12 protein-coding genes are annotated in these 14,753 nt (G+C 53.6%); 4 read left to right on the top strand and 8 right to left on the bottom strand.

Annotation, left to right across the window (positions count from 1 at the left end):
- Positions 1-72 precede the first annotated feature (72 nt).
- A complete protein-coding gene (locus tag ACFPMF_RS24595; RefSeq protein WP_379850130.1) occupies positions 73-945 on the top strand; it encodes a cupin-like domain-containing protein in 873 nt (290 codons plus the stop codon).
- Between the two features lie 280 nt (positions 946-1,225).
- Entirely contained in the window at positions 1,226-1,573 is a 348-nt protein-coding gene (gene panD / locus ACFPMF_RS24590) for an aspartate 1-decarboxylase (RefSeq protein WP_379850128.1), read from the top strand.
- 150 nt (positions 1,574-1,723) lie between these two features.
- Here panD and ACFPMF_RS24585 read toward each other — a convergent pair whose 3' ends face one another.
- Together ACFPMF_RS24585 and ACFPMF_RS24580 are read right to left on the bottom strand one after the other, a co-directional pair.
- The gene (locus ACFPMF_RS24585; protein ID WP_379850126.1) at positions 1,724-2,227 is read right to left on the bottom strand and encodes a hypothetical protein; all 504 of its coding nucleotides are present in this window, start codon (positions 2,225-2,227) and stop codon (positions 1,724-1,726) included.
- A 3-nt stretch (positions 2,228-2,230) separates the two neighbouring features.
- On the bottom strand, positions 2,231-2,785 hold the full coding sequence (locus ACFPMF_RS24580; protein ID WP_379850124.1) for a DUF4468 domain-containing protein: 555 nt from the start codon (positions 2,783-2,785) through the stop codon (positions 2,231-2,233).
- A gap of 258 nt (positions 2,786-3,043) precedes the next feature.
- On the opposite strand from ACFPMF_RS24580, the gene ACFPMF_RS24575 reads away from it, so the two are divergent.
- Positions 3,044-4,207, top strand: coding sequence for an esterase (locus tag ACFPMF_RS24575; RefSeq protein WP_379850122.1), 1,164 nt, complete (start codon positions 3,044-3,046; stop codon positions 4,205-4,207).
- Positions 4,208-4,262: 55 nt separating this feature from the next.
- Positions 4,263-5,804, top strand: a complete 1,542-nt coding sequence (locus tag ACFPMF_RS24570; RefSeq protein ID WP_379850120.1) for a carboxylesterase/lipase family protein — start codon at positions 4,263-4,265, stop codon at positions 5,802-5,804.
- Between the two features lie 104 nt (positions 5,805-5,908).
- On the opposite strand, the gene ACFPMF_RS24565 is transcribed toward ACFPMF_RS24570, so the two are convergent.
- The 6 genes from ACFPMF_RS24565 to ACFPMF_RS24540 all read right to left on the bottom strand — a co-directional run bounded on the left by ACFPMF_RS24565 (position 5,909) and on the right by ACFPMF_RS24540 (position 14,455).
- Positions 5,909-7,345, bottom strand: a complete 1,437-nt coding sequence (locus tag ACFPMF_RS24565) for a TolC family protein (RefSeq protein ID WP_379850118.1) — start codon at positions 7,343-7,345, stop codon at positions 5,909-5,911.
- Positions 7,335-10,541: an efflux RND transporter permease subunit gene (locus ACFPMF_RS24560; protein WP_379850116.1), complete on the bottom strand. Its 3,207-nt coding sequence runs from the start codon at positions 10,539-10,541 to the stop codon at positions 7,335-7,337. The genes ACFPMF_RS24565 and ACFPMF_RS24560 overlap by 11 nt, the downstream gene beginning before the upstream one ends.
- A gap of 25 nt (positions 10,542-10,566) precedes the next feature.
- Positions 10,567-11,649, bottom strand: a complete 1,083-nt coding sequence (locus tag ACFPMF_RS24555) for an efflux RND transporter periplasmic adaptor subunit (protein ID WP_379850114.1) — start codon at positions 11,647-11,649, stop codon at positions 10,567-10,569.
- A 135-nt stretch (positions 11,650-11,784) separates the two neighbouring features.
- A complete protein-coding gene (locus ACFPMF_RS24550; RefSeq protein WP_379850112.1) occupies positions 11,785-12,066 on the bottom strand; it encodes a hypothetical protein in 282 nt (93 codons plus the stop codon).
- A 292-nt stretch (positions 12,067-12,358) separates the two neighbouring features.
- Positions 12,359-13,714 carry a sensor histidine kinase gene (locus ACFPMF_RS24545; protein WP_379850110.1) on the bottom strand — a complete coding sequence of 452 codons (1,356 nt, stop codon included), beginning with the start codon at positions 13,712-13,714 and terminating at the stop codon, positions 12,359-12,361.
- Positions 13,715-13,783: 69 nt separating this feature from the next.
- Positions 13,784-14,455, bottom strand: coding sequence for a response regulator (locus ACFPMF_RS24540; protein ID WP_379850108.1), 672 nt, complete (start codon positions 14,453-14,455; stop codon positions 13,784-13,786).
- Between the last annotated feature and the right edge of the window lie 298 nt (positions 14,456-14,753).

Below are 14,753 nucleotides of genomic sequence, written 5' to 3'. Positions count from 1 at the left end.
ACTAGAATGGGGCCGGGGGACGCTCATGCGCCCCTTTGCCCCAATCCATTTCCTACCCAACTCTTTTAGCGTATGCAGTCGTTAGAAAAAGTCGAACCGCAGATCGAAAAGGTCGGAGCGATCAGCTACGATCAGTTTATCGAAAACTACGTTAAACCGGGCAAACCGGTAGTTTTTAAAAATGCGTCGGCTAGCTGGAAAAGCAAGCGGGCCTTCGATCCGGATTTCTTCCGGGAGCATTTTGGCGACTACAAAACGACGCATAAAGACAAGGTATATACGATGAACGAAGTGCTGGATATCACCGAAAAAAGCACCGCTGAAAACCCGGCACCGTATCCAATGGCCTTCGAACTACGTTCGCAACTGCCTGAATTTCTGGCGATGCTCGACCCGATTCACATGAATTATGCGTATCCCAACTGGTTCCGAAGCCGCTTGATACCACAAGGTCGGTTCGGGAATGATATGCAATTGTACATTGGGGGAGTTGGGAATCAGTATGTGCTACACAAGGACTTGTTTCATACCAACGCCTGGGTGACGCAGTTATACGGCGAGAAGAAATTCATTGCCTATCCGCGGGAGCAGGAAGATCTGCTGTACCCTGAAAACCGGGGTACGCGCTCGCCGATCAATTACCTGAAACCGGATTACGAAAAATACCCGAAATACCGGGAGGCCACCCCGCATAGCGTGGTCCTGAAAGCCGGGGAAACCATTTATATTCCGAACGGCATCTGGCACACAACCGTGGCAACCTGTCATAATATATCGATCATTGTTGAGCAATTGAACGCGACCAATTTCAGCGAGTGGAAACAGGATATAGCCGACTATATGAAGCCAAGAAGTGCGTTTAAAAGTATTGTTCAATATGGCTACGCTGAAGCTATTGGTTCGCTTTGTAAGCTCAGGGAAATGGCGGGTAAAAAATTTTATTAATCAGGCTAACGCGTTAAGTACTATTTGAGTAAAATAGTTATCTTTGATATTAAAATAACATTAAAATAGGTTAATGGGCTAAGCTGATTGCGTAAACATCAGCCGAAGGAGAGTAGTGTTGCTTATTTATTTAAATTGCTAAATTTCTAAATAAAACTCCTGGCCGGCGGTTTTTAGTTTTGCTAGTTCCACACTTCAGCCGGCTCATTATCCTCAGGAAAAATTCTGAATTAGTAGAGTAGCCTCAAAATAACATCTTATCCATTTTAACTGTTCAACCATGTTTCTTACCGTAATGAAATCTAAAATTCACCGGGTCCGGGTGACGCAGGCCGAACTGAATTATGTCGGCAGCATCACCATCGACGAAGACCTGATGGATGCTGCCGGAATGCTTGCCAACGAGCAGGTTCACATTGTCAATAACAACAACGGGGAGCGCCTGATTACCTACGTCATCAAGGGCGAACGCGGCTCGGGCATTATCTGCCTGAACGGCGCGGCCGCTCGACGGGCGCAGGTGGGCGATATCATTATCATTATTGCCTATGGCATGATGACGACGGCTGACGCTAAAGCGCATCAGCCGGTGGTTGTGTTTCCCGATGGAAACAACCGACTGGTGTAATCTCGCCAGAAATTTAGCGGTAGAAAACCGCCTTTAAAATACAAAATCAGTCCTTTTCGTGCCCAAACTCCCGATGAGCAAGCCTGATCGGGAGTTTTTTATTTCTGTATGGAGCGGGGATAAGTTGCCGGCCAGTTCCCGTTCCCGGCTTCAGGAGGGGGTGCTTTTTCCGAACGAAGCAATCCAGAAAATGAGACCCAGGAGGGACGCCAGCCCGCCCAGAATAATCAGGCTCCATTTCAGAACGGGCAGAAAAGGCCACTTCGTCAGGAAAAAGAAAACCGCAATGAGAGCACCGCCGAACAGCAGCAGATACCCCAGGATGATGTAAAGTATAATGGCGCTGCCGACGCCGGAGTTGCGGCTGTCATGGTAATCAATGGCCCCGCAAATGATGCTGGTTAGTGGAAATACGGCCAGAGAACCGACGATCCCGATTCGGAGCAGCCACCACCACGGACTACCTGGTGCCCAGAACAGCGGCACAAACGACAGCAAAACCGCCACGGTGGGTAACAGCCAGCCCAGCGTTAGCAACAGCTCATTGCCGGCTTCAGTGGTGGGCTGGTTGCGCGACGCCAGAAAAGCGGCCAGGGCGAGCGTCAGGAGCCAGACCAGTTCGGGGCCCAGCAGATACGCGACCGTGCGATTCATCGGTTAAAACGCTTTGTAATTCTTCACCTCATCCTGCAACGACGCCAGTACGGCTTTGAGCTGCTTGTCGAGTTCGGCGTAAGCCGCGCGCAGGTCTTTGTCATTTTTCTGGCAATACGTTTCGACCGGCAGCGCCCTGGTTTCCAGCCCGCCGTCCAGTAATTCCACGTGCGTGATCATGGCCCGGTATTTCCGGTTGGCGCATTCGATAACGAAGGTATAACGGAACGAAAAAAAACCGCCCGCAGAAGTTTCCGAACGCGGCAACGTGACCACCTGCGTGGCTTTACCGGCCAGATCGCCGGTTTCCTTGTCGCTGATGGGAAAGGTTTCGCCCGTCGGGCGGAGCGACTGGGCGGCCCACAACCGGGCGCGCCGGAACAAGTCCAGCTGCGAAACACTGCCGCAGTCAACCACTTCTGAATACGCTACTTTCTGGTTAACGACCGGCAGAATGCCGTGGAGTTTTCCGTCGATGAGCGCGGGCGGACAGTCGGCCGTAGCGGAGTGGGCGTACATCATACCGATAAGCAACAGGCTGAAGAAGATAATTTTCATGTTCGTGTATTTGTTATTATGGCTCAAAAGTAGCGCGGGCGAAACCGGCCTGTCCAGCCGGAAGCGATAACGGGCGGAATCGAATCGATAAGCAGCGAAGAAAAACCGGTAACTGGCGGGCGGCTGGGAGGTTGGCCGAAACGTACTACTTCATCCTGAAATATTTCAAAAAGTCACACGGGATGGGGGACCGTACGGAAGATTTCCTATTTTTGATAGAAGGCGCTACGGTCGCGCCAAACTTTTCCCGGAAACACGATGCAATGGATGTCCACCCCCGCCCGACTGCTTCTTGCGGTTTTGTTCCTGAGTTTTCAGACGATGGCTCAGACGCCCCCGCGGCAACCTACGCCGAATGATACCCTGAAATCGCCTAACGTGCTGGCCGGTAACCGGGTTGTGGTTCAGATTTACGCGCCGAAAGCCAGCGAAGTAATCGTGTCGGGCGATTTTCTGATGGGGGCAAAACCGCTGGCGCTGACCAAAGATGCCAACGGCGTGTGGTCGGTGACGGTCGGGCCGCTCCGACCCGATTATTATACCTACACCCTGCTGGTGGATGGCGTCCGGACGATGGACCCCAAAAATCCGGTGATCAAACAGGGCATCAACAGCCTGGAGAACGTCATGGCGGTGCCGGGGGCCGAAACCGCTTTTCAGGATAACCGTCCGGTTCCGCACGGCGAACTGCGGCAGGTTTGGTACTCGTCCCGTACGCTGGGGATGATGCGCCGGATGCACGTCTACACGCCCCCCGGTTACGAAAAGGGCAGTACGAAATACCCGGTTTTTTACCTCCTGCACGGCGGTGGTGACGACGATTCGGGCTGGCCGACGGTGGGCCGGGCCGGTTTTATTCTGGACAATCTGCTGGCCGCCGGGCAGGCGAAACCGATGATTGTGGTGATGCCCAACGGGAGCATGCCACCTCCACCGTCCTCGGCTTCGGGAGCGCCCAATCAGGCTCAGGCCATGACGCGGATGCGGGCGTTGTTTGCCGATGAATTGCTGAAGGAAATCATGCCGTACGTCGAGAAAAACTACCGCACGCTGACGAACCGCGAAAACCGGGCCATTGCCGGTTTGTCGATGGGCGGTTTTCAAACGCTGGACCTGACGCTGAGCCGGCCGGACCTGTTCAATTACGTGGGTGTATTCAGTTCCGGTTTTTTTGGGCCATCGATCGACGAAGCCGAAACGAAGTACGCCAGTGCGCTGAACGACCCTGGTTTTAACAAAAACAAGAAGCTGTTCTGGATCGGAATTGGCACAGATGATTTTGTGATGGATGCCAACAAAAAAACGATGGCGATGCTCGATAAACACCAGATCAAGTACCAGTATAAGGAAACCGGGGGTGGCCACACCTGGATCAACTGGCGGCAGTATCTGAACGAATTCGTGCCGCAGCTTTTTCGGTAAAAACCAACAGTTGTGCCGCATCGGACTATTTTCGATCTCATAATTCCAACTTCCGGTGAAACAAGTACTTGTCTTTTTGCTGACCCTTTTCAGTACCGGCGTTGCGGTCGGGCAGGGGCCTATCCTGCAAATTAGCAACGGCCGTATCGAAGGAACGACGAACAAAACCGGCGATATCCGGATTTTCAAGGGCATTCCGTTTGCGGCTCCGCCCGTCGGCAACCTGCGCTGGAAAGCGCCCCAGCCTGTGGCCAACTGGTCGGATGTCAAAAAGTGCGTGGCATTCGGCCCCAGCCCGATGCAGGCTAAACCCGCGCCGTTTCTGTACTGGTCGTCGGAGTTCCTGATTCCCGCCGAGCCCATCAGTGAAGACTGCCTGTACCTGAACGTCTGGACAGGGGCCAAATCCGCCACCGAAAAACGGCCGGTTCTGGTGTACATCTACGGGGGCGGTTTTCGGAGCGGGGGCGCAGCCTGTCCGATTTACGACGGCGAAGCGATGGCGAAAAAAGGCGTCGTGCTGGTCAACATCAATTACCGGGTGGGCGTGTTTGGTTTTCTGGCGCATCCCGAGCTGACGCAGGAATCGGGGTACCACGCTTCGGGCAATTACGCACTGCTGGACATGATCGCGGCCCTGCAATGGGTACAGAAAAACATCGCGGCTTTCGGGGGCGATCCGGGGAATGTGACCATTGCCGGACAGTCGGCGGGGGCGTTTGCGGTCAACTTTCTGACGGCTTCTCCGCTGGCGAAAGGGTTGTTTCACCGGGCCATTGCGGAAAGTGGAGGCAGTTTTCTGACCAGCCCGCTGCGGCCCCGGCTGACGTTGCAGGACGCCGAACAGCAGGGGATCGAGTTTAGTAAAAAACTTGGTGCCCATTCGCTGGGTGAGTTGCGGACCCGATCGGCGGAAGAGATCCAGGCGGCCAACGGGGGGCTGAGTGCGCCCATTGTCGACGGGTATCTGTTGCCCGAAGGCATTTACGAAATCTACGCGAAGGGTCGGCAAAACGACGTGCCCCTGCTCATGGGTTGGAACGGCGACGACAAAGTGATGGGCGCTCCGGTCAAGGCTGCGGTTTTTAAAGAACAGGCTATCAGGCGGTTTGGCGAACGGGCCGACGCGTATTTGGCCGTGTATCCGGCCCGGACGGAGGAGGAAGCGGCCCTTTCGCAGGGATACAGCAACCGGGATGAAGTGTTCGGCGTTCAGGTATACACCTGGGCCAAAATGCAGCATCAGACGGGGCAATCACCGGTTTTTCTGTACAACTTTACCCGCAACGTCCCGGCGCACAACCCACAGACCCGGTTCGGGGCGTTTCATACCGGCGAGGTACCGTATGCGTACAACAACCTGCATACCGTGGATCGGCCCTGGGAAGCCGTGGACCGGAAAATCGCGGAGGTCATGTCGTCGTACTGGGTGAATTTTGCCAAAACCGGCAATCCGAACGGGAAGAATCTGCCCAGCTGGCTTGCCTATCGAAGTGATACCGAACTTGTGCAGGGCATCGATAAAACGATCGCAAACCGCCCGCTGCCCAACCGGGAGCAACTTGCTTTCTGGGAGCAGTATTACGGGAAACCCTGAGAGACGAAGACGTTTAACCCGAAAAAGGGCACACAGGGTGCCCCTCTTCGGGTTACTAAATCATCATTTGGTTAGCACGGTTTTTATCATCGCCGAGGTCGGGCTTAATTCCAGCCGCCCCCCAACGCCCGGTAGGTGTTGACCAGCGCGTTCATTTGCCGCATACGGGTTTCGATCAGTTCCATGCGGGATTCGAGCACATCCCGCTGGGTCAGCAACACCTCCATGTAGTCGGCCCGGGCGGAGGTGAATAACTTGAGCGAAATGTTGGTGGACTGCGTCAGCGCCTGCACCTGGTTGTTTTTCGTGCTGTAACTTTTCTCCAGGTTATTCATATTGGACACCTGATTCACCACCTCGATATAGGCATTCAAAACCGTCCGCTCGTAATTGTAAACGGCCTGAATTTGCTTCGCATTCGCATTTCGGTACATCGCCGTAATGGCATTCTTGTTGACGACCGGGCCGACCAGATCGCCAATCAGCGACGCAATCAGGGACTCGGGCGTATTGAACAGATAGATCGGATTGAAGGCCATCAGCCCCACCGAGGCCGACAGGTGCAGCGACGGGTAGAAGTTGGCCCGGGCCACACTGACATCGATCTTGGCCGCTTCCAGCTGGCGTTCCGCCTGCCGGATATCCGGGCGGTTTTCCAGCAATTGGGCCGGGGTTCCGGCACTGATTTTGGCGGGAACCAGGTCCGCGAAACTCTGTGCATTCCGTTGCACATGCTGCGGAAACCGCCCTACCAGAAAATTGATCCGGTTTTCGGTTTCGACAATCCGTTGCTGAATGTCGTACTGAAGATTCTGCGTTTTGTAGACTTCCGCTTCAAAGCGACGGACGGCCAGTTCGGTGACCTTCGCGGCTTCTTTTTCCTGCCTGATGATCGAAAGTGCATTGTTCAGGATGTCGAGGTTGCGCCGGATAATATCCAGTTGATTGTCCAGCGCCAGCAGCTCATAGTACGAATTGGCGATTTCGGCCACCAGGTTCGTCACCTGAAAATTCCGGCCTTCCATGGAAGCCATATAGTTGAGAACGGCGGCTTTTTTCGCGTTCCGCAGTTTGTGCCAGATATCGACTTCCCAACTCGCAAAGGCACCGACGTAGGTATTCGGTAAAATATCCGGGGTCTCTTTCCCCGGTTTTATATCGGTTACGGCATCGGCGGCTCCCTGGCTCGTATAGCGGGAAACCTTTTCGGCCCCCGATCCACCACCCACGGTGACGAACGGCAGATACTCCCCTTTGCGGGCCAGGATTTCGTTATTGGAAATCTGAATTTCCTGGAGCGTGATGTTTAACTCCTGGTTGTTGTACAGGGCCGAGTCGATCAGGGCCGCCAGGTTGGGGTCGGTAAAATAGTCCCTCCACTTGGTCCGGGCGGAATTGGTCGTATCCTGCGAGCCGCTATAACTCGCCGGCACGGCTTTGTTTTCCGTTTTCGTAACCAGACGGGGGACCGTACAGGCCGCATTGAGCAGGGTAATGGCCAGCACCACACCTAACCCCTTCAGGATGCTTTTATTTCTCATTGACTTCACTTTCTTCAGGTTGCGGAAATGCGTCCAGGGTATGGACAAACTGTTCGGATAACGGATCTTCTTCTTCCCCTCTGATCATCTTCCGGCCATCGGCCAGATGGCCAAAGATGTAGTACAGGCCCGGAATGATGATGACCCCGAAAATGGTTCCGAATAACATACCCCCCATCGCTGATGCGCCGATGGTTCGGTTTCCGATGGCACCGGCCCCCTTGGCAATGATCAAGGGAATCAAACCGGCCACGAAGGCGAAGGAGGTCATCAGGATCGGGCGGAAACGGACTTTGGCACCTTCGATGGCGGCATTCAGAATGGTTTCCCCCTGCTGCCGCTTCTGCACCGCAAATTCCACGATCAACACGGCGTTTTTACCCAACAGACCCACGAGCATAATAAGGCCGATCTGGGCGTAGATGTTGTTTTCCAGCCCCATCAGCTTCAGCAACAGGAACGAACCAAAGATCCCGACCGGCAGCGAGAACAACACGGCCAGCGGAATGATGAAGCTCTCGTACTGGGCGGCCAGCACCAGGTAGACAAAGGCCACCACAATCAGGAACACGTACAGCGATTCATTGCCCCGAATCGATTCGTCGTAGGAGAGGCCCTCAAAGGCGATGTCGTAGCCTTTGGGCAAGGTTTTGGCGGCCACTTCCCGGATGGCCTGAATGGCATCCGCCGTGGTGTATCCCTTAGCCGGAAGGCCCTGAATAGCGGCTGAGTTATACAGGTTAAACCGGGTAATCTCGTTCGGCCCCTGGCCCTTTTTGAGCTTCATGAAGGATGAGTAGGGGACCATTTCGCCCGCATCGTTTTTCACAAAAAGCTTCAACAGATCGGAAGGAAGCCGCCGGAAAGCGGGATCAGACTGGACGTATACCTTGAAAAACTGGTTAAACTTGATAAACCCCTGTTCATAGGTACTACCGATCATGATGTTGAGGTTATCCATCGCTTTGCCGATCGACACGCCTTTCTGCATGGCCAGTTTGTTATCGATCTCCAGTTCGTACTGCGGATAGTTGGCGGCAAAGAAGGTGAACAAACCGGTCAGCTCTTTCCGCTTGCCCAGATTATCCATGAATTCCTTGTTGATTTTATCGAATTCGCGGTAGTCCGTATCGGTGGTTTTATCCAGCAGACGCATCGAAAAACCGCCGGACGTACCAAAACCGGGGATGGCCGGTGGTTCGAAGAATTCGACCGTCGCCCCCAGGTTTTTCGATTTAACCTCCAGTTCCTCCATGATTTCCTTCACGTTGTGGTCGCGTTCCGACCAGGGCTTCAGGTTGATCAGACAGGTCCCGGCATTGGAACCCCGGCCTTCCGTCATGATCTCGTAACCGGCCAGGGAAGAAACCGACTCGATGCCCGGCACTTCTTCGCAGATTTTCTGCAGTCGCCGGGAGACCTCGTTGGTTTTTTCCAGGGTGGAACCGGGAGGAGTCTGAATAATGGCATAAATCGTACTCTGATCTTCGTTCGGAATAAAACCGGCCGGTAGAATCTGGTTCTCGTAGGCGATTCCCACGCAAAAAGCAGCCAGGACAACGAACGTAATGACCCGCCGGTTGACGATCAGTTTCAATAGGGCAACGTACCATCCGGTCATTTTATCAAAGCCCCGGTTGAATCGGTCGATGGCGCGCGCCAGGATGTTCTTTTTCCGGGCATGGCCGTGGTGATTTTTCAACAGCATGGCACACAGCACGGGTGTCAGCGTCAGGGCAATGAGGGCCGAAATCACAATGGAACTGGCCATCGTAATCGAAAACTGCCGGTAAAACGTACCCACCGGACCCGACATAAAGGAAATGGGCAGAAAAACCGATACCATGACGGCCGTAATAGCAATGATGGCCCCACTGATTTCGCCCAGCACTTTCCGGACCGCCCCAAACGGCGTAAGGTGCGGCTGTTCTTCCATCTTGGCGTGCACGGCTTCCACCACCACAATGGCGTCGTCGACCACGATCCCGATGGCCAGCACCAGGGCAAAGAGCGTGATCAGGTTGATGGAAAGCCCGAACGCCTGAATCACGAAAAACGCCCCGATCAACGATACCGGCACTGCCAGAATCGGAATCAGGGTAGAACGCCAGTCGCCCAGGAACACGAAAACCACCAGCGCAACCAGGATAAAGGCGTCGCGCAACGTATCAATAACCTGCTCGATCGACGCGTCCAGAAACTTCGAAACGTCATAGCTGATCTGATAATCCATGCCCGGCGGAAAGGACTCCCGCATGACTTCGAGCTTCTTTTTTACTTCTTCAATGACCTCACTGGCGTTACTGCCGTAGTTTTGCCGCAACACGATGGCGGCCGAAGGATGCCCATCCAGGTTGGAATAAATATCAAAGAATTCACTGCCCAGTTCCACCGTCGCAATGTCCTTCAGGTGGATGCTTTCCCCCTGTGCATTGGCCCGGATAATGATGTCCTCGTACTCCTGCGGTTTGTCGTACCGGCCTTTGTAGGTAAGCACGTATTCCAGCGACTGCGCAGCAATCCCGGAACTTTGACCAATCCGGCCGGGCCGGCCAATGATACTTTGCTCCCCCAAGGCCTTCATGACTTCTTCGGTGGAGATGTTATAGGCCCGCATCCGGTCGGGGTTGAGCCAGACACGCATCGCATACCGCCGACTACCCAAAATCTGCGCCCTCGCTACGCCCCGGGTCCGCTGGATTTCGGGGATCATTTTCACGGTGGCGTAGTTGAACAGGAATTTTTCGTCCATGCTCTTTTCCTTGGAATAGAGATTGACGTACATCAACATCGAAGGCTGGATCGGCGTAATGATAACCCCTTCGCGCTGAACCAGTTCGGGGAGTAGGGGCATTACCTGGTCCACCCGCGTCTTGACCCGGATAACCGCATCGTTGGGGTCCGTTCCGGGTTCAAAAATAATCCGGAGCGTGGCTTCCCCGGCACTGGTGGCATCCGTGGCAATGTAGCGCATATCCTGAACCCCGTTGATGGCCTGCTCGAGCGTAATGAGCGTGGATTTGACCAGGACGTCGGCACTGGAGCCGGGATAGGCAATGAAAATGTTAACGGTGGTCGGCGCAATGTCCGGGAATTGGGAAATCGGTAACTGTCGGATCGCCAGTATCCCGATAAAGACGATCATGATCGATATCACGATCGCGAATACGGGTCGGCGTATAAATTGATTAAACATGTCTGCTGCGGTTTAGAATCGCTGATTATTCGGCATAGAGACTTAAATTGGAGATCACCGAATCAGGCTTCACGAATGTGTAATGAATCTTTTCGTTTTCCCGGACCTGACGCAGTCCTTCCAGCAGGATCTTGTCATCCGGACCCAGACCGCTTTTAATGACAAAAATGTGCGGCAATTCCGCGGCAATGGTGACTTCCCGCGACCGGATTTTGTCGTCTTTGTCCACCACGTACACGTATTTCTTTTCCAGCACTTCGAAGGTGGCCTTTTGCGGAATGATCAGGGCATTTTTGACCGGTAACGTCATCTGGATATTGCCGGTCTCGCCGTGGCGGAGCAGTCCCTTCGGATTCGGGAAGGTCGCGCGGAAGGCGATGTTACCGGTTTCGTTGTTGAAGTCGGCTTCGATGGTTTGCACCACGCCCGGATAATCAAACACCTGCTGATTGGCCATCAGCAGGTTGACATGGTCCATATTTTCCTGCTGGGCGTGGGTTTTGTAATTCAGGTATTCCGCTTCCGGGACGTTGAAATACACCCACATTTTGCTGTTGTCAGACAGAGTGGTCAGCAAATCGCCTTCATTCAGCAGGCTCCCTTCCCGGACGTAGAAATGGTCCATAATCCCGGTGAAAGGAGCCCGGATTTCCGTAAAACCGAGGTGGACTTTGGCAACGGTGACTTCCGCATTGGCCTTGTCTAATTTCGCTTTCGCTAGGGCCAGTTCGGCTTTTGACACGATGTTGCTATCCGCCAGCGACTTGGTATTCCTGTATTCAACTTCCGCAAAATTGGCTTCGGCCTGGGCCTTTTGCAGTTCGGCCTGGTACTGGATCGGCAGAATCTGGAACATGAGCTGGCCCTGTTTGACCACCTGGCCTTCGTCCACGTAAATTTTCTGTAAATACCCCTTTTCCAGCGCTCTCAATTCGATGTGCTGAATGGACCGGACCTGACACACATACTGACTTGTAAGGGTTGTGTCGTTTTTGAATGGGCTGGTAACCAGGTATTTGGCTTCCTCTTCCTTTTCTTCCTCTTTGTGTGCACAACCCGTCGTGTATAACAAGGCACACAAACTAAGGAACGTGAGTACTCTCTTCATTGGATTTTATTTTTTAGCAAATCTGAACGGACAATTGGTAATCGGTTTCGGGCGAAAGCCCAGTTGGTTCTGGTTGGTTGGTGGCCTGCGACTAAGAGGAGAGCTTTCGGCCGGCGGTTTACGGTTTAGTGGTGGCTAATTGGAAAGCGGAGGCTGGCCTGTTCCGGCAGGTAGGTTGGGCGGATGCTCCAGTTGATGAATCAAGCTGTCTTTCTGTTGGTTATCCCGCATACAGTCTGAAAGCTGTTGCTGAAAATCGTTACGCTCCAGCAGGTTGGCCGAGGTAGACAACTCGTATTCGTAGAGGCTTCTTCGGTGGTTTTGTTGATACAGGAGAAAGCCATTGAACACCAGCGAAAGGGCCAGTGCCAGTCCAAAGCCGTAAAGCAAAATCGAGGGGAAATTCCGGCGATGCATAGCTAGTGTCTGTGTTGCTTTGGCACAAAGCACGACCCGGAATATTAAAACAGTATGAAAAGGAAATTAGAAGATATTAGAAAAGTTTAAAACCGCTTTCCGGCCAACGGGGCTCTGTTTGGGATTTGCCGTCGTAAAGGCCGCTGAAATTAGCGATTTCGGAAGAAAGGCAAATTAAATTATCACAAAAAAATACCATTTATTATTTTAATGAGCCAACTTGTTGGTACTTGTTTTCGACACCTTCCGGTTGGTCAAGCCTCCATCCGGCCGGCAGCCCGGGAAAGGTACGCTAAGAAAGACTGGGCAGACGGATGGTTACGGAGGTGCCCTGATCTATTTTGGACGTAATCTGGAGGGAGCCCTGGTGCAGATCAACGATTTTCTGCGTAATGGCCAGACCGATGCCGTAGCCCGGCACGCCCACGACGTTCTTCCCGCGGTATAACGGATCAAGGATGTGCGCCGTATCGTCTTCGGTAATGCCGCGTCCCTGGTCGGTTACGGTTACGGTAATCTGTTCTTCCTGCGTCTGGAGTTCCACCGAAACCGCTTCGCCGGAATATTTACAGGCATTATCGAGAACGTTCAGAAACGCCGTCGTCAGCAGGGTTGCGTTGCCTTTTACCGTGAGTGAATCGTCCTCATTCGTCATAAACCGGAGGGGCAGGCTCCGGCCCGGATACCGGATCTGGACCTGCCCGATGGCGGTCAGCAGGCAATCGTCCACCTGAACGGCGGTCAGGGCAACAGTTCCGTCGGTAACTTTCGCCAGACCCAACAGGCTGTTGGTCAGGGCAATTACTTTTTTTAGTTCTTCCACGGCTACTTCCATGCTATCACGCCAGTCGGCCGGGTTCTGGTCGTATCGCAGGGACGTTTCCAGCGTACCCAGGGTGTTGGTGAGCGGGGTCCGCAATTCGTGGGACGCGTGGGCCACAAAGCTGCGCTGGGAAACAAAGGCGTCTTCCAGCCGGAACAGCATCTGGTTAAAGGTCATGGCAAGCTGGGCAATTTCATCGCGCCGGTTCCCCTCGTGCACCCGTTTGTGCAGGTCCACGGCGGTAATTTGCTCCACCTCGTCCACAATCTGCGAAATGGGTTTCAGGACGCGTCCGGAAAAATACCAGCCCGCCAGCACAATCAGCGTGAAACCCAGCAGGTTCGCCAGAATCAGGATTTGTTGTAAGGTGGCCAGTTTGGCAAAACCGATCCGGTCGTAGCCGGAAGCAAAAATGTAAAACCGTTGCCCCCGGTTTTCGTACGGAATCACGATGGATTCCAGATGGCCGTTTTTGAATTCGAGCAGCGAACGGGTCGAAAGTTGCGGTATTTTCTCCCGGTAATAATTCGATTCTTTCAGCGGACGGTTGGTAAAGACCAGGTTGTGCCGGCTGTCGTAAATGCTGATCTGTTCCTCAACAATAGACAGCAGGTCGGTGCGTACCATGTTTTTAAAAAAGTCATCGTGCAGGTGCCGCCGGGAAATCAGCACCCGTCCGGTTATGTGAGCTTTGCTTTCGAGACGGCTATAAAACTCTTCCTGCCGATAGAGCGAATAGAAATACCAGACCAGCAGGGAGAGCGTGACCTGAATAGCGGTTGCCAGCAGGGTAAAAATGATGGTCAGGCGGTTGCGGATCAGCATGACAGTTCGTCGGAGGAAAGCCGGTTTTTGACGGGAGCACGAAGGCGGTTTTCGGAACGAGGGAGCGAGTTAGCCCTCCCGGAGTACATACCCCATGCCCACGATGGTGTGCAACAGCTTGGGCGAAAAGCCTTTGTCAATCTTTTTGCGCAAGTAGCTGATATAGACGTCGATAACGTTGGTGTTGCTGTCGAAATTCAGATTCCAGACCCGTTCGCTGATGTCGACCCGCGAAATGGTTTTCCCTTTGTTGAGCATCAGGTACTCCATCAGGGCGTATTCGCGGGTGGTCAGGTCGATGCGTTTCCCGGCCCGGGTCACGGTTTGGGTATCCCGGTTAAGCTCTAAATCGGCCAGCCGTAGAATCTGTTTCGGTTTGGCGCTGTTTCGGCGCGTCAACGCCCGGATGCGGAGCAGGAGTTCCTGAAAATCAAACGGTTTGGCCAGGTAATCATCGGCCCCGGCGTTGAATCCATCCGACTTGTCGGCCAGGCTATCGAGGGCCGTCAGCATCAGAACGGGCACGGTTTCGTTTTCCGACCGGATCCACCGGCATACGTCGATGCCGTTCATATGGGGCAGGTTGACATCCAGGATGATGATGTCGTAAACCGTCTTGTGAAACAACAAAAGGCCGATCTGTCCGTCGTAGGCCACCTCAACGTCGTAGCCCTCGGCAACCAGGCCTTTGCGGATAAAGGAGGCCAACCGCTCTTCGTCTTCAACTAAAAGGATTTTCATGAAAAAGGGATGGGTTGCTTAGCATCAACTAACTACCGGTTTAGCGAACCTTTTTTTCGATGATAGATACCTGGTTCTATCCATTGTCCATCCGGGTTTATCCAACAGAAAACCGGGGAAGGCAACAGATAGGTTCATGGAGCGATAGGATTGGGCACCAGTTTGGTATCCCAAAGATACACATTGCTGCTTATTTCTGGTCTGGCAACCGCTTTATACGAAAAGGAAGGGCTTTTTCAGGGCCGCCAAACGCATCCGCTACCGGCGGGGTCGTCCCTTCAAAAACCGGTGACAAAGC

Origin of the sequence: Larkinella bovis, from assembly GCF_042655385.1 — a bacterium.
Lineage (GTDB): Bacteria > Bacteroidota > Bacteroidia > Cytophagales > Spirosomataceae > Larkinella > Larkinella bovis.
This window is presented reverse-complemented; position numbering and strand designations above follow the sequence as displayed.